At 58.3% G+C, this 19,520-nt stretch carries 20 protein-coding genes; 8 read left to right on the top strand and 12 right to left on the bottom strand.

Translation table 11 applies throughout. The features are described 5' to 3' along the window. Nucleotides 1–41: 41 nt before the first annotated feature. Entirely contained in the window at nt 42–1,478 is a 1,437-nt protein-coding gene (locus M8013_RS10920; RefSeq protein ID WP_271267826.1) for an MFS transporter, read from the bottom strand. Nucleotides 1,479–1,585: 107 nt separating this feature from the next. Between M8013_RS10920 and M8013_RS10925 the strand changes: the two genes are divergently transcribed. From M8013_RS10925 to M8013_RS10935, 3 genes are all read left to right on the top strand, one after another. After that, nucleotides 1,586–2,467: a helix-turn-helix transcriptional regulator gene (locus M8013_RS10925; RefSeq protein WP_271267827.1), complete on the top strand. Its 882-nt coding sequence runs from the start codon at nt 1,586–1,588 to the stop codon at nt 2,465–2,467. 184 nt (nt 2,468–2,651) lie between these two features. Then, nucleotides 2,652–2,939, top strand: coding sequence for a helix-turn-helix domain-containing protein (locus tag M8013_RS10930; protein ID WP_271267828.1), 288 nt, complete (start codon nt 2,652–2,654; stop codon nt 2,937–2,939). 90 nt (nt 2,940–3,029) lie between these two features. Next, nucleotides 3,030–3,632 carry a hypothetical protein gene (locus M8013_RS10935; protein ID WP_271267829.1) on the top strand — a complete coding sequence of 201 codons (603 nt, stop codon included), beginning with the start codon at nt 3,030–3,032 and terminating at the stop codon, nt 3,630–3,632. 26 nt (nt 3,633–3,658) lie between these two features. Here M8013_RS10935 and nfsB read toward each other — a convergent pair whose 3' ends face one another. Genes nfsB through M8013_RS10950 form a run of 3 tightly spaced genes read right to left on the bottom strand, consistent with a single transcriptional unit; the run spans nt 3,659 to nt 5,311 of the window. Further along, the gene (nfsB, locus tag M8013_RS10940; protein WP_271267830.1) at nt 3,659–4,312 is read right to left on the bottom strand and encodes an oxygen-insensitive NAD(P)H nitroreductase; all 654 of its coding nucleotides are present in this window, start codon (nt 4,310–4,312) and stop codon (nt 3,659–3,661) included. A gap of 47 nt (nt 4,313–4,359) precedes the next feature. Further along, on the bottom strand, nt 4,360–4,731 hold the full coding sequence (locus M8013_RS10945; RefSeq protein ID WP_271267831.1) for an MmcQ/YjbR family DNA-binding protein: 372 nt from the start codon (nt 4,729–4,731) through the stop codon (nt 4,360–4,362). After that, nucleotides 4,721–5,311, bottom strand: coding sequence for a TetR/AcrR family transcriptional regulator (locus M8013_RS10950; protein WP_271267832.1), 591 nt, complete (start codon nt 5,309–5,311; stop codon nt 4,721–4,723). Before M8013_RS10950 ends, M8013_RS10945 begins: the two co-directional genes overlap by 11 nt. Before the next feature lie 189 nt (nt 5,312–5,500). Here M8013_RS10950 and M8013_RS10955 point away from each other — a divergent pair, with 189 nt between their 5' ends. Both M8013_RS10955 and M8013_RS10960 read left to right on the top strand, forming a co-directional pair. After that, nucleotides 5,501–6,604, top strand: a complete 1,104-nt coding sequence (locus M8013_RS10955; protein WP_271267833.1) for an MBL fold metallo-hydrolase — start codon at nt 5,501–5,503, stop codon at nt 6,602–6,604. Nucleotides 6,605–6,636: 32 nt separating this feature from the next. Then, nucleotides 6,637–6,978 (top strand): RamA family antibiotic efflux transcriptional regulator, encoded by a 342-nt coding sequence (locus M8013_RS10960; RefSeq protein WP_271267834.1) that lies wholly within the window; start codon nt 6,637–6,639, stop codon nt 6,976–6,978. Between the two features lie 110 nt (nt 6,979–7,088). Here the strand turns inward: M8013_RS10960 and M8013_RS10965 are convergent, their stop codons facing one another. Next, nucleotides 7,089–9,233: a TonB-dependent siderophore receptor gene (locus tag M8013_RS10965; RefSeq protein WP_271267835.1), complete on the bottom strand. Its 2,145-nt coding sequence runs from the start codon at nt 9,231–9,233 to the stop codon at nt 7,089–7,091. A 123-nt stretch (nt 9,234–9,356) separates the two neighbouring features. Here M8013_RS10965 and M8013_RS10970 point away from each other — a divergent pair, with 123 nt between their 5' ends. After that, on the top strand, nt 9,357–10,925 hold the full coding sequence (locus tag M8013_RS10970) for an alpha/beta hydrolase-fold protein (RefSeq protein WP_271267836.1): 1,569 nt from the start codon (nt 9,357–9,359) through the stop codon (nt 10,923–10,925). Here M8013_RS10970 and M8013_RS10975 read toward each other — a convergent pair. Both M8013_RS10975 and M8013_RS10980 read right to left on the bottom strand, forming a co-directional pair. Beyond that, nucleotides 10,911–11,159, bottom strand: coding sequence for a DUF1158 domain-containing protein (locus tag M8013_RS10975; protein ID WP_271267837.1), 249 nt, complete (start codon nt 11,157–11,159; stop codon nt 10,911–10,913). The two genes, M8013_RS10970 and M8013_RS10975, sit on opposite strands and share 15 nt — an antisense overlap. A gap of 67 nt (nt 11,160–11,226) precedes the next feature. Further along, complete coding sequence (locus M8013_RS10980) at nt 11,227–12,348, bottom strand: YbdK family carboxylate-amine ligase (protein ID WP_271267838.1); 1,122 nt, start codon at nt 12,346–12,348, stop codon at nt 11,227–11,229. Nucleotides 12,349–12,515: 167 nt separating this feature from the next. Between M8013_RS10980 and M8013_RS10985 the strand changes: the two genes are divergently transcribed. After that, a complete protein-coding gene (locus M8013_RS10985; protein ID WP_271267839.1) occupies nt 12,516–13,004 on the top strand; it encodes a cold-shock protein in 489 nt (162 codons plus the stop codon). A gap of 105 nt (nt 13,005–13,109) precedes the next feature. On the opposite strand, the gene M8013_RS10990 is transcribed toward M8013_RS10985, so the two are convergent. The 5 genes from M8013_RS10990 to M8013_RS11010 form a co-directional block, all read right to left on the bottom strand. Continuing rightward, on the bottom strand, nt 13,110–13,832 hold the full coding sequence (locus M8013_RS10990; RefSeq protein WP_271267840.1) for an ABC transporter ATP-binding protein: 723 nt from the start codon (nt 13,830–13,832) through the stop codon (nt 13,110–13,112). Next, nucleotides 13,819–14,643 (bottom strand): ABC transporter ATP-binding protein, encoded by an 825-nt coding sequence (locus M8013_RS10995; protein WP_271267841.1) that lies wholly within the window; start codon nt 14,641–14,643, stop codon nt 13,819–13,821. The genes M8013_RS10990 and M8013_RS10995 overlap by 14 nt, the downstream gene beginning before the upstream one ends. Continuing rightward, nucleotides 14,636–15,469 carry an ABC transporter permease gene (locus tag M8013_RS11000; RefSeq protein WP_271267842.1) on the bottom strand — a complete coding sequence of 278 codons (834 nt, stop codon included), beginning with the start codon at nt 15,467–15,469 and terminating at the stop codon, nt 14,636–14,638. The genes M8013_RS10995 and M8013_RS11000 overlap by 8 nt, the downstream gene beginning before the upstream one ends. After that, a complete protein-coding gene (locus M8013_RS11005) occupies nt 15,469–16,491 on the bottom strand; it encodes an ABC transporter permease (RefSeq protein WP_271267843.1) in 1,023 nt (340 codons plus the stop codon). The genes M8013_RS11000 and M8013_RS11005 overlap by 1 nt, the downstream gene beginning before the upstream one ends. A gap of 105 nt (nt 16,492–16,596) precedes the next feature. After that, nucleotides 16,597–18,165, bottom strand: coding sequence for an ABC transporter substrate-binding protein (locus tag M8013_RS11010; RefSeq protein WP_271267844.1), 1,569 nt, complete (start codon nt 18,163–18,165; stop codon nt 16,597–16,599). Between the two features lie 166 nt (nt 18,166–18,331). On the opposite strand from M8013_RS11010, the gene M8013_RS11015 reads away from it, so the two are divergent. Then, the gene (locus M8013_RS11015) at nt 18,332–19,048 is read left to right on the top strand and encodes a GNAT family N-acetyltransferase (protein ID WP_271267845.1); all 717 of its coding nucleotides are present in this window, start codon (nt 18,332–18,334) and stop codon (nt 19,046–19,048) included. The last annotated feature ends 472 nt before the right edge of the window (nt 19,049–19,520 follow it).

Genomic DNA, 19,520 nt, shown 5'->3' on the forward strand with positions numbered 1-19,520 from the left:
ATAATGGCGGCTGCGGATCTATTATGCAAATTCGTCAGGGGTTACTTCACGGCGGGGCAGGGCTTCACCGTGGGCAGAGACAGGCGATGGCGTAGCAGCAGCGTAACCAGTGCCAGCACCACCATCATCACCGTTTCGACCATCAGGAAGATGTTGATGGCCTGGGCGTAATCGCCGTGATGCTGTTGCAGCGCGTGCAGCAAAATCGCGCCAAAAATAGCCGGGCCGAGGCCGAGCGCAGCCTGTTGCAGGGTGCTCAGAATGGCACTGGCGGCACCGGCGTCATCGGGCTGGATATCGCGCATTCCAATGCGATAGAAGCTGTTCACAATCAGCGCCTGGCCGTAGCCCACCAGCCCGGTGGCAGGGGCCAGCGTCAGGGCGGTGTTCTCCAGCCCCCAGGTGCGGAAGGTGGCAATCAGCGCCAGCAGACCGGTTATCTGAATAGCCAGCCCCATCAGCAGAATGCGGCTGGTGCTGTAGCGGGCAATCAGGCGCGGCGCAAACCACGCCGAGATGAAGTAGGTCACCCCGAGGGCGATAAAGCTGTTGCCGGACTGCCACGGGGCCATGCCGAGGCCGGTCTGCATGGTCAGCGCCATGCAGAACATAAACCCGGACCACGCGCTGAAAAACAGCATCGCAATCAGCACCCCAAAGCGGATGCTGCTGAGCTGCATTAAGCGCGGTGGGATCAGTGGATCGGCGTTCTCACGCTCTTTTTTGCGCGCATTTAACGCCATCAATACGGCCAACGGGATAATGGCGAGAAGCATCGCTCTCAGCGGCCAGGACCAGTGCCACTGTGGGCCGAGCGCCATCGGGAACAGCAGACAGCAGAGGATCGCCGCAAGCAGCGCGGTGCCCTGCCAGTCGATGCGCGACGGCAACTCCCGGCGCGTTTCCGGCACGTGGCGACGGCTCAACGCCAGCACCAGCAGGCAAATCGGCACGTTGATAAAGAAGGCGTTGCGCCAGCCGAGCCCGGCGATATCCGCCGACACCAGCCAGCCGCCGCCCATCTGCCCGACGATAAAGGCAATCCCGCCGATACCGCCAAACAGACTGATGGCTTTGGCGTGGGCGGTGCCTTTCAGCGTGACGTGCAGGGTGGCAAGAATTTGCGGCATGATCAGCGCCGCGCCCGCGCCCTGAACGATGCGCGCCGCCAGCAGTTGCTCGATAGTGCCCGCCATCCCGCACAGCAGCGAGGCCAGGCCAAAGCTCGCCACGCCCCACATAAACAGCCGCCGCCGGCCGAAGTTATCCCCGAGCTTGCTGCCGAGCGCCAGACAGACGGCGAACGCCACGCCATACAGGGCAACAATCAGCTCCAGTTCGGTGGCGGTGGCGTGCAGGGAGTGGGTGATCGAATCCAGCGCCACGTTGGTGATCGAGGTATCAATCAGCGGCAGCATCTGGCCGGTTAGCAGCAATATCAGCCCGGCGCGACCCGGTGAAACAGCAGACGAATTCATGGTGACTCCATTGCGTCATTCAGCGAAGAGCCGTAGCATCGTCGATATCATAAACGGGTACCAGTCCCTGCTTATACTGGTATTGGTACTACCCTGCTGGAGGGATTATGTCGCAGATTATCGAACCCACCCTGTCGTTACAGGAAGAGAACCGCAGACAGCTGGGGGCGTTTTTGCGCGCCCGACGCGAGAGTCTCGATCCGCAGCGTCTGGGGCTGCCGCGCAGCGGACGCCGCCGCACCCCTGGCCTGCGCCGGGAAGAGGTGGCGATGCTGGCGGACGTGGGCGTGACCTGGTACACCTGGCTGGAGCAGGGTCGGGACGTAAACCCATCCAGCGTGGTGATGACGGCGGTGGCAAAAGCGCTGCAGTGTTCACCAACCGAAGCCCGCCACCTGTTTGTGCTGGCCGGGCTACCGCCGGGCGAAGCGCCGCAGGCGGCCTGCTGCGAGGGCATCAGCGAGGGGACGCGCCGCCTGCTGGATACCCTGATGCCGAAACCCGCCAGCATCCAGAAACCGAACTTCGATATCGTGGCGTGGAATGACAGTTTCGGCCATCTGATGGGGGTCGACTTCAATGACATTCCCCCGGAAGATCGCAACTGCATTTATCTCTATCTCACCCATCCGGCGTGGCGCGCCCGCCTCGGTAGACGCGACGACGTGCTGGCGATTTTTGTCTCTTATTTTCGCGCAGCAATGGCCGAGCACCGGGGCGATCCGGCGTGGGAAGCCCAGCTGGCGCGCTTCTTTGCGGTATCGGCAGAATTCGAGGCATTGTGGCACCAGCGTAATGACGTGCGCGGCGTAGAAAACCAGATCAAGCTGTTCGCGCATCCGCAGCTCGGTGATTTTCAGCTCCAGCAGATGTACTGGTATTCCGCCCCGCGCAACGGTTCGCGCCTGCTGGTGTATCTGCCGGTGGACGACGCTGGGGAGAGGGCGCTGGCATGGCTGGAGCAGCAGGCAAGAAGAGAGATTAACTGAGAATTTTGCGAGCAGGTTTCAGGGAATTGTCGCGCGTTCGTTCTGCTCTGGAGAAAGGGTGTAAGGTGAATCACGAAACCAAAAATTAGCCTTTAATGCAAATTGCCATATATGCTAATTTTCTGTTGATGAGTAGAGTTTCACTGGACATGTTTGCCCCTGAAACGACAACAGGAGATGTTGGATGAGCAAGAAGATTATTGACTGGGATACGCTGAGAGCCGAGCTGTTAAGCGATTCAGACGTGCAGGCTGCGTTTGACGCCGAAGAGCGTAAGGCACGCCTGCGTGAGATGCTGGCACAGTGGCGCAAGCATGCCGGACTGACTCGTGCGCAGGTCGCAGAGAGAATGGGCGTCAGTGCGCCAACCGTCTCGCGAATGGAAGCCAATATTACCCGGGCGAGTCTGGATACCTTGACCCGCTATGCGCTGGTATGTGGGGTTAAGCATCCGCAAATTACGCTTTATTGAGTCCGGGTTCAAACAGCACTCAACCCGCTGAATGTCCGGCATTTCGATGGCATATGAAGTCGACTATACTAACGCGATGAGAAATAACCCGTGTCGCCATTGATGATTGATAATGCTGATTTCAGCCACAAATTAGGTCTTGTCTCGCGAAATGTCGAACATACCGAGGCCTTTCTGGCGCGCGGTGCGGCAGATTTTCAGCTGCCAGGCTTTGTTCTGCCTGCGGGTTATCGGCTACTTAAATCGTTGTATGCTGACGAATATCGAATTGTGACGACCGACGAAGGTATGCCGTACACGGCCTATGCCGTGAAGCTGTATTTTCATCAGGATATTACGTTCCCGCAGGGTGCTGCGACGCAGGTGATGGTCTGGCGTACTACGCGTACGGTTCATCAGCCGGTGGTCAGCGGCTTCCCTCAGTTTTTTTTCCAGTGGCTATTGAGCGAGTACGACATCGTGGTCTCTGACAGCGAGCAAACCGGGGACGGGCAACGCTTCTGGTTACGCATGATCGACTGGGCATTTACCCTGAACTATCAGATAAGCGTGGCTGATGGCACGGTGGACGAAGAGTGGCAATTGACGCCGGTCAACTCTTACGCCGAGCTGGAAGAGCGTTGGATAACGTTCGCCTGGGGTTACGATCGGGATGTGCATCCGCATCGCAGACTGGTTATCAGTAAAAAGTAACGGGCCGCTGAGAGCGGCCCGTTTGCTTAGCACTCCGTCACAACCGTGCTTAACGGCAGGCGGGATTTCGGCAGCGCGGCGTTGAAATCTTCCACGCTGTGATGGCCGACCGGCACCACCACCACGCTGGTGAAGCCCTGTTCGGTCAGGCCGAATTCGGCGTCCAGCACTGCGGCGTCAAAGCCTTCGATCGGCACGGCATCCAGACCCAGTGCGCCTACGCCCAGCAGGAAGCTGCCGACGTTCAGGTACACCTGTTTTGCCATCCAGTGATGATCGTCTTTCAGACTGACACGGTGCATGTCAGCAAAGAAGGTACGGCCTTTGTGGTTTGCCGCTTTCGCTTCCGGGGTAGCAAAACGGCCATCGGCCTCTTCCTGATCCACCACACGCGTTAGCCAGGCGTCGTCCATTGCGGTTTTGGCGCAGAACACCACCACGTGGGACGCATCCAGCATTTTGCGCTCGTTAAAGACAAAGCCACCGGCCGCTGATTTGGCGACCCGCGCTTTGCCTTCTTCGGTGCTGGCCACGATAAAGTGCCAGGGCTGCGAGTTGGTGCTGGACGGGCTGAACTGCAGCAGGGTTTTGATTTTTTCTGCCTGCTCGGCGGTCAGTTTTTTTGTCGGATCAAAGGCCTTAGTGGAGTGACGTTTTAAGGCAACCGAAATGATATCCATAACTACTCCTGGGGTTAAGTTCGCCCGGTGGGGCGCAAAAGGAAAATTTACGCGCCGGGGCGCATCTGCTTCTGGGTACGTTTAGGCAGTTTATCGACCACCAGATTCCAGGAATCGTTCACCAGATCGGCAATCAGACCCGGGCTGATATCGTCTCCGGCGTAGACTGAAATCCAGTGTTTTTTATTCAGGTGATAGCCCGGCTCAATGCTGCGGTAAATCTGCTGGTTGAGCAGCGAGGTTTGCGGATCGGATTTCAGGCTGACGTGCAGGCGCCCGTGCGCCACGCCCATCAGCATAAAAATCTTGCCGCCGACCTTAAACACATCGTATTCCGGGCCAAACGGCCAGCAGTGCTCGGTAAAGGGCAGCTCCAGCGCCACGTTCTGGGCGCAGGCTTGCAGCGTTTTACTGTCCATTAGCATCCTCGTCAGCAAGGGCGCGCCACATGGCTTCAAAACCCAGCGCTTTAAACTCGTCGGCGCGCGCCGGTTCGCGGGTGGCGAAAGACATGGTGGTCTCCGCCAGCGACAGGAACAGCGCGTCGCCAAACAGGCGAAATTCTTCGGACATAAACACCGGGCGGATCCGGCGACGGCAGAGCTCATGCAGCTCCGGGAACATCTCGTGCACCGCCTGTTCAGTTTCGGCGTTGATCTTCTCACTCACCCCGAGCTGGCGGATAGCGCCATGGGCGACGGGATTGCGGATCCCCCAGTCAACGTAACTGTTCCAGATATTGCGGGTATGCTCTTTCGGCGTACTGAGGCTGCGGTCGAGATTGGCCAGCATGGCCTGGCACAGATCCTGTTTCAGGTGCAGGTAGAGGGCGTTGAGCAGATCGTCTTTGGTGGCAAAATAGCGAAACAGGGTGCCTTCAGCGACACCTGCGCTGCGGGCGATTAACGCGGTCGAGGCCGCAATGCCCGAGTGGGCAAAGGCGTGGGTTGCCGCGTCTAACAACGCCAGTTTTTTATCTTCACTCTTCGGACGAGCCACTGCATTTCCCCCATTCATGTTCAAAAACCTTGATTGAATCATGCCGTTTGCGCACCTGCAACGCGGAATGTCAAAGAATTAAAAGCTTCTTGACGGCTTTCGCATCACTCCTATAATGAGTGCTTACTCACTCATAAGCAAGTTTTGCCCGCGCAGGCCATTGGATGGGGCGCGAATTCGGGTCTGGATATGAAAAAGCGTTTCATTGTTTACATGGTGGTAGTGATGATTGTAGCGTCAGCGGCGAGTTTACCTTTTGTCCTGAATCCCGGATTTGGCCAGCCGCCACAGGGTGTGCAGTTGAGTGAGATTGAAACGTCGCCGCAATATCGCGACGGTCAGTTCCATAATGCGTTGCCAACGCCGGAATACACCGGCAGCAAGAGCCTGCTGGCGGCGTGGTGGGGCTTTTTGACGACCAAAACCCCGAATGCCCGGCCTGACGCGCCGTTGCCGTTGGTGAAGACCGATCTCGCCAGCCTGCCGCTGGATCAGGAGACGCTGGTCTGGCTGGGGCACTCGTCGTGGTATCTGCAGCTGGCGGGTAAACGTATTCTGATCGATCCGGTGTTCAGCAACTACGCCGCGCCGTTCTCATTCCTGAATAAAGCCTTCGCCGGGGAGTATCCGTGGCGCGCCGAAACGATGCCCGACATCGATCTGCTGATAATTTCCCACGATCACTACGATCATCTCGATTACGCCACCATCAAAGCGCTGATGCCGAAAGTTAAACGCGTCGTTACGCCGCTCGGGGTGGGCTCGCATCTGCGCTACTGGGGGGTGGATCCCGACCGCATTGAGGAGCGCGACTGGGAGCAGTCGGTGCGCATCAGCGATGAACTGACCGTCCACGTCCTGCCCGCGCGGCATTTTTCCGGGCGTGGCCTGAAACGTAACCAGACGCTGTGGGGCAGTTTTATGTTTGTCACGCCGCAGAGAAAGGTGTTCTACAGCGGCGATTCCGGCTATGGCCCGCATTTTAGCGCCATTGGCGAGAAGTTCGGCCCGGTCGATCTGGCGATCATGGAGAACGGGCAGTACGACCTGGACTGGAAGCACATCCACATGCTGCCTGCCGAAACGGCGCAGGCCGCGGTAGATCTGCAAGCCCGCGCCGTGGTGCCGGGGCACTCCGGGCGCTTTGTGCTGGCCAAACATACCTGGAACGATCCGCTGATTCAGCTGACGCTGGCGAGCAAAGACAAAAACTATCGGCTGTGGACGCCTGAGCCTGGCGAGCCTGTCCGGGTGGACGATGTCACGCAGCAATTTCGAGTGTGGTGGGAATAATGTTAAATCGAAGAGCAGAGGGGGAGAGCGATATGACAATTTCCGCTCAGGTTATCGACACAATCGTTGAATGGATCGACGACAATCTCCATCAGCCGCTGCGGATCGACGAGATCGCCCGGCATGCAGGTTACTCCAAATGGCACCTGCAGCGGTTATTTATGCAGTACAAAGGCGAGAGCCTGGGGCGCTATATTCGCGAGCGCAAGCTGCTGCTGGCGGCGCGCGACCTGCGCGAGTCAGATGAGAAGGTCTACGACATTTGCCTGCGCTACGGCTTTGATTCCCAGCAGACCTTTACTCGCATCTTTACCCGTACCTTTAACCAGCCGCCGGGCGCGTATCGCAAAGATAACCACAGTCGGGCGCATTGAAACATGGGAAATGTAGGCCGGGTAAGGCGTTGCCGTCACCCGGTTTTTTTATGGGCTCGGTGCTCATAAATTGCCCGGTGGCGCTGCGCTTACCGGGCCTACAAAATAACTTACCAGCTGTAATTCACCGTCGCCGTCACTGTACGGCCAATCCCGTAGAAGCACGCCGTATCGCTTGCGCACGATGCCACATACTTGGTATCTGCCAGGTTATTGACGTTGAACTGCACGCTGGCGCCTTTCAGGCCGCTGTTCATTTCGCCCAGATCGTAACTCACCATTGCGTCATACAGATCCACCGACGGTACCTTGAAGGTATTCTTCGCATCGCCGTAGCTGGTGCCGATATAGCGCATGCCCACGCCTGCGGTCAGGCTCTTCAGCGCGCCGCCAGGAAGGGTGTAGCTGGCGAAAGCTGAAGCCATATGCGCCGGAATACGCGCAGGCGTTTTGCCTTCGGTACCCGCTACCGTGGTGCTTTTGGTTGTTGCATCGGTATAAGTATAAGAACCGATCAGGTTGATGTTATCCATCAGCGTAGAGTGAATCTCAGCCTCAACGCCTTTCGAGCGTACCTTGCCCGCATTCTCGAACCAGCCCTCAGCGCTGTTGTAAGTCGCCACGTTTTCCTGGATTAAATCGTACAGCGCCAGGGTCATCAGCGTGGTGTCGATCGGCTGGTACTTCAGGCCAATTTCGGTCTGCTCACCGGTCGTCGGTTTAAACGGTCCCACGCCCGGCGCCCGGTTGGTTTGCAGGTTCGGTTCAAACGAGGTGCTATAGCTGACATACGGCGACAAACCAAAGTCGAACGCGTACAGCAGGCCGGTACGCCAGGTGAATTTGCTGTCGTTCTGCTGGATGAAGCTATTATCGGTAAAGTCGTTGGTACGGACTTCACTCCAGTCGTAGCGCCCGGAAACCAGCCACTCCCAGCTATTCCAGCTCATCTGATCCTGCAGGTACAGACCCATCTGATCGAGATTTTGCTGCTCGTCGCTCGCCGTTCTGAAAGTGCTTTCATCCACCTTCACGCCGTATATCGGATTTTGCCAGTCGAGGTCGTACTGTGAGCCGGTACCGCGTTCGAGCAGCTGTTTATCTTTGCTGGTCTTATAGTCAAATCCGCCGAGCAGGGTATGACTGACTGCACCCGTATTTGCCAAATATTCCAGCTGGTTATCGAGGCCAAACTCGTCAGTGGTACGTTCCTCGTGCTGGGCGCGGCGGGTCAGTACCGAACTGTTGGCGGCGCTGGTGGCGTAAACCAGGTAACGATACTTCTGCTTGATGGTGGCGTAACGCGCGTTCTGGCGGAAGGTGAGGTTATCCGCGAACTGATGTTCCAGTTCATAGCCGATCATCGTCTGCTCGCGCCAGGACTGATCGTAATCCGGATCGCTGACGTTAAAGTCGCGCGGTATGTATTTGCCATCAACGCTCTTCACCGTGCCATACGCGGGCAGGAAGTTACGGTAGCCGGCGTCCGGATCTTTCTGGTAGCTGGTGAGCAGCGTAAAGCGGGTCTGATCGTTCGGATACCAGGTGATCGCCGGGGCAATCGCCATGCGCGTCTCTTTGTAGTCCTCCACCTGATTGTGCTGAGTGCGGGCGATACCGTTCACGCGATACAGCACCCGGCCGTCATCGCTGAGTTTGCCGCCAAAATCAAACGCCCCTTCGGCGAGGTCGTTATTGCCGGTGCGCAACTGCAGGTTATGAATGGACTCCGCGGTCGGGCGCTTGCTGGTCATACTGATTAACCCCCCCGGGTTGACCTGGCCAAACAGTACCGAAGCCGGACCACGTACCAGTTCCACGCGCTCCAGCAGCCACGGGTCAATCGTGCCCGTTTGTGATGAGGCGGTGGCGCCAAAGCTTAATCCGTCGAGGAATTTCGGCACATAGCTGAAGCCACGTACAAACACCTCGTCGTTACGGTTTGACGATCCACGGTACTCGGTAAACACGCCCGCCGAGTAGCGCAGCGCCTGCGATACCGACGTCACGTCCTGCATTTTCATCTGATCGCGGGTGATCACCGACACAGACTGCGGCGTCTTGATGATCTCTGCGCTGGTCTTGGTGGCAGAGAGGGTTTTGGTTGCCACAATCCCTTTTACCGGCGCAGTGGGTTCTTCATTCATCCCCTGCGTAACGGTAATGGTTTCTTCTTTTGTTTCTGCCTGAGCCGCCACGCTGGCCGTCGCCAGACTCAGAAGCCAGAGTTGCATTATCTTATTATTTTTAAACATTATTATTTAACATCCTTGGTTGCTATCGCCATAAAAACACCGGTAAATCGGATTTGATGATATTGCAAATCATTACCATTTGCATTAGCGTTGGTAACAAATTTCGTCGGGGAACGCGTGGTAATGAAGAGGGTATGGAGTGGGTTGTTATTAGGGATCGGTGCGCTGCCCGCGGTGGCGGCGACGTGTGAACACTCGTCCTTGCAGGGTGAAGTGCAGGGGAAATTTGATGCCAGCGGCGAAGTCTGCTTTGCGCTGCCCGAACTGACTGAAAATTATGTTTCTGCCACGCTGAACGGCGTGACGGATGCCCGTCTGCTGGACGGGAAAAACCGCCGCATTCGCGCGCTGATTGAAAATGGCCCGGTGGATGGTGAACACACGTTGCTCTTTGCGCTGCCGGTGAAGCAGAACACCTCGCTGGTGCTGCACGGCGAAGCGGGTAAGCCGTGGCGTTTTCAGTGGCGAATGAAAGAGACGTCTGCATTACCGCGCGTACAAATGCTGGAGCCTGAAAGCCCGACGCTACAGGCGCTGGCAAAAACGGTTGCTGCCGGTGGGAGTAGTGATGCGTTCTGGCAGGCGCAGAGTCGGCAGGGAACGCCGATGGTGGAACCGGTGGATGCCCGCCATAAGCGTGTGACCTTTTTATGGCGCGGTGCGCGGCACAACGTTTTTATTCTGGGTTCTCCGGCGGGCGATCACGATCCGCTGTTCCGCCTGGGTAACAGCGACGTCTGGTTTCGCAGCTACGTGGTGCCCGCCGATACGGTGATGCAGTACAAGCTCGCGCCAGATGTGCCGTTGATTGACGGCTCCCCGCGCGATCAGCGTCGGGCGATCCTGGTGAGCGCACAGGCCGATCCGCTTAATCCGAACACCTTTGGTGAACAGGAGACGGATCGCTGGAACCGCTATTCTCTGCTCGATCTCAGTCCGGCACGTTACTGCTCGCTACAGGCCGCCGCCCAGCCGCTGGTACACGGCACGCTCAGCCGCCAGATGATTGCGAGCAAAATCCTCGGCAACACGCGGGAAGTGATGATCTACAAACCGCGCGGCGTGCAGCCTGCGCGCTGGACGTTGATCCTCTTCGATGGGCAGATCTATCAGGACGACTACCATTTTGCGAACGTGCTGGATGGTCTGCTTGCCCGACACCATCTTCCGCCGGTCAACGTGGTGTTCATCAACAGCCTCGATCACGCCCGACGCAGTAAAGAGCTGCCGCCGAACCCGGATTTCGCCGACTTCATTGCGCATGAATTGCTGCCGTGGCTACGCGGGCAGGGGATCGCCATGCAGCGGAAAAAAACGGTGCTGTCGGGGTCAAGCTACGGGGGAATAGCGTCCTCATGGGTGGCGCTGCGCTACCCGCGTCTGTTTGGCAACGTGCTGAGCCTTTCTGGCTCATACTGGTGGGCACCGAAAGGTGAAGCGCCGGGCTGGCTGACGCGCCAGTACCAGCAGGCACCGCAGTATCCGGTGCGCTTCTGGCTCCAGGCCGGAAAATTTGAAACCACGGGGCCGGGAGGGGGGATCTATCGCAACACCCAGCAATTCGAACAGGTGCTGAAGGATAAAGGCTACCGGGTCAGTTTTCACTCCTCCTCCAGCGGCCACGACTACGCGGCCTGGTGTGAAGCGCTGATCCACGGGATGCGTGATTTGACCGGCTTACGACGCCAGTGAAAACCAGCGGCGCCAGACGAAGCGGACGATGAAGTATTCGATGGCGCCAAGCAGTAAAAACCACAGGCAGAACAGGATGGTGTAGAGCTGGTTCAGATCCATCAGATGGAAGGTGCCCATCAGCTTCTGCGCCAGCACCAGACCCAGCGACGGCGCGGGCAGCAGCAGGACGGAGAGAAAGGCCATCAGCAAAATGCCGCCTGCGGTTAACAGCGATTCTAACGGGTGTTTCATAGGGATGTTAATTGCCGGTTAAAAGCCGCATTGTCCGGGATATGACAGCGTAAAGCAATGCGGGGCCTCAGGGTGCCGAGGCCCACAGCTCGCAGTGGCGCTCCACAAGGGTTATCAGCGAACCGCCATCGGCCACGAAATCACGCATCTTCTGCGCCTCACTCTTTTCCTGTTTTAACCACTGAAAGAGGTCCTCGATTGCACTCGACGCGCCCAGTTTGCGGGCGGAGGGCGCAACGCGCTCAAGCAGCCAGGCGATATCTTCGGCGAGGGTTTTTTGCTCGCCGGTGTGCACATCGGTCAATATCCCCTCCATGCCGTAGCGGCAGGCCTGAAAACGGTTAAAGCGATACAGCAGAAAATCCTGTTCCTGATGCTTGTAAGGCCGGGTGGTCAACAGCCAGTGCGCGGTAGCCTGAATCAGTCCGGCAATATTAATGGCGTGCGCCAGCGTCAGCGGCGTATCCATCACCCGCACCTCGACCGTGCCAAAATGCGGGCTGGGGCGAATATCCCAGTGCAGATCTTTAATGCTGTCGATCATGCTGGTGTGGCTCAGGCGGCGGAACAGCCCTTCAAACTCCTGCCAGCTGTTGACCCACGGCATCTGCCCGTTATCCGGAAACCCGGAGAAAATATTGAGACGCGAAGAGGAGAATTTCGTGTCGGTGCCCTGCATATAGGGCGATGACGCTGCCAGGGCAATAAAATGCGGCACAAAGTGTGACAGGCCGTGGAGCAGGTAAATGGCGTCGTCACCGCTGCGGCAGCCAACGTGCACATGCTGACCGAACACCGTCGCCTGCAGGATCAGATAACCAAAGCGCTCCAGCGTAACGGCATAGCGCTCATCGTTGCACACCTCCTGACGTTGCCATTTCTGGAACGGATGCGTACCGCCGCCGCAAATCTGAATATGCTGCTCTGCCGCCGCGCGCAGGATGCTCTGCTGCATGGTCGAAATTTGCGCAGCGGCCTGGTCGATGTTCTGGCACACGCCGGTGGCGAGTTCGAGCATGCTCTCGGTAATGTCGTGCTTCACTTCACCGGCTTTGATGTCGTTTTTGACGGCGGCGATGAGGGCAGACGAGTCCTGGCTGAGATCGTATCCCGGGGGATTGACGACCTGCAGTTCCAGCTCAATGCCAAGGGTAAAAGGGTCGGATACATGAAAGTCGGGTAAGGGCATGGCGCGCTCCGATGTCGGCAATGTTTTGAGTATAGACAACGGCATTCAGAACTCGCGCGGGGTGAAATTATTGTCCAGATTTAAACCAAAGGCATAGTCTGCGCAGGCATTGTGCATTACACTGCGCGCTGCAAAAATTGCGTTGATAAATGATTAATTAGGCGGTAATGGCGATGAACGGAACGATCACAACCTGGTTTGAAGACAAGGGTTTTGGATTTATCAAAGATGAAAACGGTGATAACCGTTATTTTCATGTGATTAAGGTCGCCAACCCCGATTTGATTAAGAAAGATGCGGCGGTGACGTTCGAACCGACCACCAATAACAAGGGGCTGTCGGCGTTTGCGGTCAAAGTGGTCCCGGAAAGCAAATACATCTTCCTTGATGGTGAGCGACATAAAATCACGGCGATCAAATCCTATGTCGTTTTCAGCGAAGAAGAGCCGGTCGACGCCCCGATGGATATAGACAGTGGGGCGCTGACGGTGAAGAGCCTGATGGGGAATATCGCCCCGAAAGCCAGCGCTAGCCCGGGCGAAATGCGGACCCTGAAAAAGCTGGCTATCACCACCTTCCAGGGCAAAACGTTTATCTTCTCCGAAGACGATATTGATATCGACACTACCGTGAAAATGCTCAAAAACCTGAAGTAATCGGTGGGTTGCTAAAAAACGTCGGGGTGCGTGCGGTCTGGTGCCCTCACCCCATCCCTCTCCCACGGGGAGAGGGCGAAAACACGAAAAACGGTAACCTTCGGGTTACCGTTTTGCGTTTACCTCGGCCATTCTATGCTCGCCCTTCACCATCGCTTCCCGATCAAACACCCGCTCAATCACCCCACCGGCCATAAACGCCGCCCGATCGGACATATGCGCAATCACGTCCGCGTCGTGGCTGACCAGCAGATACGTCATGCCGTGCTGCTGTTTCAGGCGGTTGAGCAGGTTGAGGATCTCCGCCTGCACTGACATATCCAGCGCCGAGGTGGGTTCGTCCAGCAGCAACAGGCGCGGACGCAGCAGCAGGGCGCGGGCAATGGCCACCCGCTGGCGCTGTCCGCCGGAGAGCTGATGCGGGTAACGTTTTCCGGCATCCTCCGTCAGCCCGACCTCCTGCAGGGCCTCTGCGACGCGCGCGGCGACCCCGGTTTCGCCATGAATGTTCAGTGGTTCCGCCAGGGTGCGCAAAATGGTGTGGTTAGGGTGCAGCGACGCCCACGGATCCTGAAACACCATCTGCACATTACGCCGCAGCGCACCGGTAAAGCGTGCGCCGGGCACCAGGGCGTCCCCCAGTAGCGAGATATCACCGCGCCACTCTCGCTGCAGCCCGGCCAGCACCCGCAGAATGGTTGATTTTCCGCAGCCGGATTCTCCTATCAGGCTGAAGGTTTCGCCCTCATCAAGGGTAAATGTGGCCCCGGCCACCGCCTGCTTATCGCCAAAACGAACCTGCAGCTGATTAACGTTAACGAGCGCCATTGTGCATCTCCGTGCGATCCAGGGTGGGCAGCATCTTCCCGTAGGTGTCGGCTCCGGGCCGACAGGTCCACAGCGTGCGGGTGTACGGATGCGTGGCGTGCGGCAGCTGATTGGCCGCCATCTCATCGACCTTCTCCCCGCGATACATCACCAGCACCCGGTCGCAATGTTGGGCCACCAGCGGTAAATCGTGGCTGATCAGCAGCATCGCCATCTGGCGCTGCTCGCACTGTTCCACCAGCAGCTCTAGGATCTGATTACGCAGGCGGGCGTCCAGCGCCGAGGTGGGCTCATCGGCAATCAGCACTCGCGGGTTGTTGATTAACGCGATGGCGATCATCACCCGTTGCCCCATCCCGCCGGAGAGTTCCCCGGGATAGCGGCTCAGCACCGCGTCAGTCAGGCCGACGGCGGTAATCGCCGCCCGAATGCGATCCAGCCGTTCCCGGCGCGGCAGCGTCTGGTGCAGGGTCAGGGCTTCATCGAGTTGGGCCTGCACGTTTTTTACCGGATTGAGGGCGTAGCGCGGATCCTGCAATACCATCGCAATCTCGTTGCCGCGCAGCTGTCGCCAGCCGCGCGGTGAAAGGGCGGTGAGATCGTGCCCCAGCACGTTCAGCTGGTTAGCGCTCACCCGGCCTGGCTGGCGCACCAGCCCCATCAGCGCCCGGGCGGTCATCGACTTGCCCGAACCGGACTCGCCGACCAGCGCCAGCCGTTCGTTGCCAAGCGTAAAGCTGACGTTATTGACCACTCGCACGGCGGGATAATCAATCGACAGCGCGTCGACAATAATACGTTGCTCAGTCATGTTGCGGCTCCAGCACGTCGCGCAGGCCATCGCCCAGCAGGTTAAACGCCAGGCTGGCAATCAGGATCGCCCCACCCGGTATGGCGGCAATCCACCACTGATCGAAAATCACCTGCATTCCGTCGGCGATCATCGCTCCCCATTCGGCCATTGGCGGGCGAGCGCCGAGGCCCAGGAAGCCGAGCCCGGCGGCGGCCAGAATAATGCCTGCTAAATCGAGTGCCAGACGCACAATCGCCGAGGGCAGGCACAGCGGCAGAATATGCCCCAGCAGCAATCGCCCGCCGCGGATACCCATCATCTCGGCGGCGGCCAGATAGTCGCTGTGCCGCAGGCGCTGAATTTCACTGCGTGCCTGACGGGCATAGGCCGGCCAGGTGGTTAAGGCCAGCGCCAGTGCGCCATTCACCAGACCGGGGCCGAGCATGGCGACGAAGGCAAAGGCGAGGATCAGGCGCGGCATTGACATCACCACGTCGGTGAAGCGCATTAAAATCCGCTCCAGCCAGCCGCCGTAATAGCCCGCCAGAATGCCCACCAGCAGGCCTGCCGGTAAGGTAATCACCGTCACCAGCGCCACTAACCCCAACGCCGGACGGCTGCCGTAGATCAGGCGTGACAGCAGGTCGCGCCCGTAGCTGTCGGTGCCCAGCCAGTGCTGCGCGCTGGGGGCCTGCAGGCGCGCGGCGGCGTCCTGCCAGTTGGGATCGAGCGGTGCAAGCCAGGGTGCAAACAGCGCTACCAGCAGCAGCAGGGTAACGATGATCAGCCCGCAAAATGCCGCCGGTGAGCGGCGCAGGCGGCGTAAGAAAAGATAAAAAGGCATCAGCGCACCCTTGGATCAGTGAACCGCACCAGCAGGTCGGTCAGGTTGTTGATCAGCACAAAGCAGACGCCAATCATCAGCGTGCCGCCCATGATGGCGGTGGTGTCCCCGGCGAACAGGGCGGTGGTGAGATAGCGACCAATCCCCGGCCACGAGAAGACCATTTCGGTGAGCACCGCGCCTTCCAGCATGCTGGTATACGCCAGCGCAATCACCGTCAGCAGCGTGCTGCGAATATTGGGCAGCACGTGACGCAGCAGGATGGTCATCTCGCCCGCGCCCTTCGCGCGCGCCAGCAGGATGTACTCTTTGTTCATCTCGCTCAGACAGGCCGAGCGAGTCAGGCGGGTAATGCTGGCCAGCGAATAGTAAGCCAGCAGCAGCACCGGCAGCACCAGATGGCTGGCGGCATTTTTGAAGGCGGCCATGTCGCCGGAAAGCCAGGTGTCGATCAGGGCAAAACCGGTGCGCGGTTCGACGGTGTACTGCCAGATATCGTCCAGCCTGCCGGGGCCCGCGCTCCACTGCAGCTTCGCGTAGAACAGCGCCAGCATCAGCAGTCCGAGCCAGAAAATGGGCACCGAGTTGCCCAGCAAAGTGAGGGTCCGAAGGGTTAAATCCAATGACGAACCGACGAAGCGCGCGCACAGTACGCCCGCCATCACCCCCAGCAGCGCGCCGATAATCAGCGCCAGGGTGGCCAGCTCCAGGGTCGCCGGAAAGGCGTGCAGCAGATCCTGCAGCACCGGCTGTCCGGTGGCGCTGGCGATACCGAGATCGCCGTGCAGTAAATCGCGCAGATAGTGCCAGAACTGCACCGGTAAAGGTTGATCCAGACCGAGCTGGTGGCGCACCTGATCGTAGGTGGACTGGCTGGCGTGATCGCCGACGATCTGCAGAACGCGGTCGACTGGCGAGAGCGCCGAGAGCGCAAAGGTAATGAGCAAAAGCCCGAGCAGGGTAAGCAGCAGGGTCATTAACCCCTGCGCTATCCGGCTCAGGCCTGGTGAGATATAGGGCATGAGAAATCTTAATTCCTGATTCTGGGCATATTGCCGGGCTTACCCGGCCTATAAAACCGTGGGCCCGCGCAAGCGCAGTGCCGCCGGGTGAGGGCGGCGCATCGCTTATTTGGTTACGCGGTCATACCAGACCATGTCGGCATTCAATCCCTGCTGATAACCCTTCACGTTATCGCGCACCACAATCTGGGTTTTGCCCTGATCGACAAACACGTACGGGGAGTTGTGCTGCAGCGTCTCCTGCATCTGCTTATACAGATCCAGGCGTTTGGCCGGATCCGGTTCGGCGACGGCCGCCAGGGTAGCTTTGTTCAGCTCGGGGATTTGCCAGCCGTTCAGCCCGGCAACGGTGCTGGATTTGCCGTCGTTCCACGCGAAGGCGCTGGCGTTAGAGTGCGCATCGAAGTAGTCGGGGATCCACAGGCGGATCGCTGCCTGATGCTGTTTGGCACGCACGCGGGCGTACACCTGGCTACCGGCTGCGGGCAGCAGGTCAATCTTCACGCCGCCCTGGGCAAAGCTCGCCTGCATCGACTGGGCGAGGGTAATAAACGGCGGCTTGTTCTCAACATCCAGCGTGAAGTGGGCATCTTTGATCCCGGCTTTGGCTAAAATCTCTTTTGCTTTTGCCGGGTCAAATTTAAACGGGTTGTTCTCCAGCGCGCCCGGCAGACCGACCGGCAGGAAGCTCTGATGGACAAAATACTGGCCTTTCAGCAGATCTTTGGTGATGCCTTCATAATCCACCAGCCAGCGTGATGCTTCCCAGAAGGCCGGATTATTCAGCAGCGGGTTGGCGCTGTTACCGGCGTTAAACACCAGGTAGTTCTGTTCCGCCGACGGGATGCTCAGTACCTTGACGCCAGCCTTGCCGGTGAGGGCGCTGATCTGGTCGGCACCGAGATCGCGGGCCACGTCCGCATCGCCCTGCTCAATCAGCAGACGGCGGGAGGCCGGGTCCGGCACGTTTTTAATAATGATGTTTTTAAGCTTTGGTGCGCCACCAGGGGCGGTGTCGTTGGCTTCCAGCACGATGGCCTGATGCGGCTGATAGACGCGCATTTTGTACGCGCCGCTGCCTGCGGAGTGCATTTTCAGCCACGTGTTGCCAAAGTCATCGCCTTTCACGTTCGCGGCAACCGTTTTTTCATCGACGATCGAGGCAATCGGCGTAGAGAGAATGTTCAGCGCTACCGCCGGGCTGACATCCGCCGTCCAGCTGAGCTGCAGGGTATGGTCATCCACTTTTTTCAGCTGACTGGCAATATTGCCCGGCTCCCATCCCAGCACATTAAGAATAAAGGCCGGGGATTTATTCAGGGTGATGGCGCGGGTATACGAGAAAATAACGTCTTCCGGGCGCAGCGGATTGCCGGAGGCAAATTTAGCATCCGGTTTTAGTTTGATGGTCAGGGTTTTTGCGGCGGCATCCGCTTCCCAGCTTGCGGCCAGTACCGGAGTGATTTTTTCCGGGTTATCGCGGTCAGGCTGTACCAGGCGTTGATACAGGCTCGGTACGGTTTGAATACTGGAAAGTTCGTTAGCTTCGGCGGGATCCAGGCTGACAATGTCATCCAGACCCTGCGCCACCACCAGCGTATTGGGCGGCGTAGCAGCCTGCGCAGTAGCGGATAGCGCAGCCAACACCAGTAACGGTAGCAATTTTTTAGTCATAGCAATCCCTGAACGTGTATGTTTTTAATTGTTTTCTGGTGGGTTACGTTAGGGGGGCGGGAACCATTAAGGAAAGTCTAAATTCTGCTTAGCTTATTACGTCAGTGCATAAAGAAAAATTTATGGTTATTAGCCGGATCTCATCATTCAGAAAAGGGGTAACAACGTGCCGGAAATCAATCGCTGGGGGCAGACCGTAAACGATCCCGTTCCCGACTGGCAGGGGGCCAGAGTCCTGGAACGTGGGGTACTGGAAGGCCGTTTTTGCCGCCTGGAACCGCTGGATGCCGATCGACATACGCAAGATCTGTTCGACGCCTACGCGCTGGGTGATGACAGTGACTGGACCTGGCTTGCCAGCTGCCAGCCCGCAAGCGTGGCGGATACCGCCGTCTGGCTGCAGGGCAAAGTGCAGGATCCGGGGCTGGTGCCGTATGCGGTGATTGATCTTCACAGCGGGCGGGCGGTCGGGATAGTGAGCTTTATGGCGATCGAGCAGCAGCTGGGGTCAGTGGAGATTGGCCACGTCACCTGGTCGCGGAAAATGAAAAACACCCCGCTCGGCACTGAGTCCGTCTGGCTGTTGCTGAAATACGGCTTTGAACGAGGCTATCGCCGACTGGAGTGGAAGTGCGACTCGATGAACCTCGCCTCACGCCGGGCGGCAGAGCGACTGGGCTTTAGCTGGGAAGGGCGCCTGCGGCAGAAGCTGGTGCGCAAGGGGCGCAATCGCGACAGCGATATGCTGTCGATAATCGACAGCGAATGGCCGGACCGGGATGCCGCGCTGCGCGGCTGGCTGGCGGCGGAGAATTTTGACCTCGAAGGTCAGCAAATAAAGCGGCTTGAAGCGTTTCGTACGGCACAATTTTCCTGTTCTTAATGCAATGAAATAATTACTGGATAATAAAAGACTTACAGCGGCTGCCTGGTCCGGCTGAAAATCGCCGAAGCGTTTCCTGTAGGCCGGGGCGAGGCGCATGGATGCGCCGAGAGGGCGTGACCTACATGGATGTAGGATCACGCCCGACCCGAAAGCCGAAAGGAATAAGCTGAGGGTACCGCGAAGCGGCGATTTTCTTTGCCGGGAGCCGGGGTAGCCAGGGGGGAGGCGGCGAGCCCCCCTGGCACGTTCACGTGTGACGATGCTGGCAGAGGAGCACTGCACATAAAGTGAACGGAACCACCACCGGAGCCGCATGCTCCCCCTCACCCCAGCCCTCTCCCTTGTACAGACTGGGGACATAGTGAACGCTTGTTCGGGGACATGGTAGACACTTACAACTAAGGCATAAGAACCCGTATATGGAGTCGCTTATGCCGTGGGATGCGAGAGATACCATGTCATTACGTAC

It is taken from the genome of Silvania confinis, from assembly GCF_025564085.1.
Taxonomy (GTDB): Bacteria; Pseudomonadota; Gammaproteobacteria; order Enterobacterales; family Enterobacteriaceae; genus Enterobacter; species Enterobacter confinis.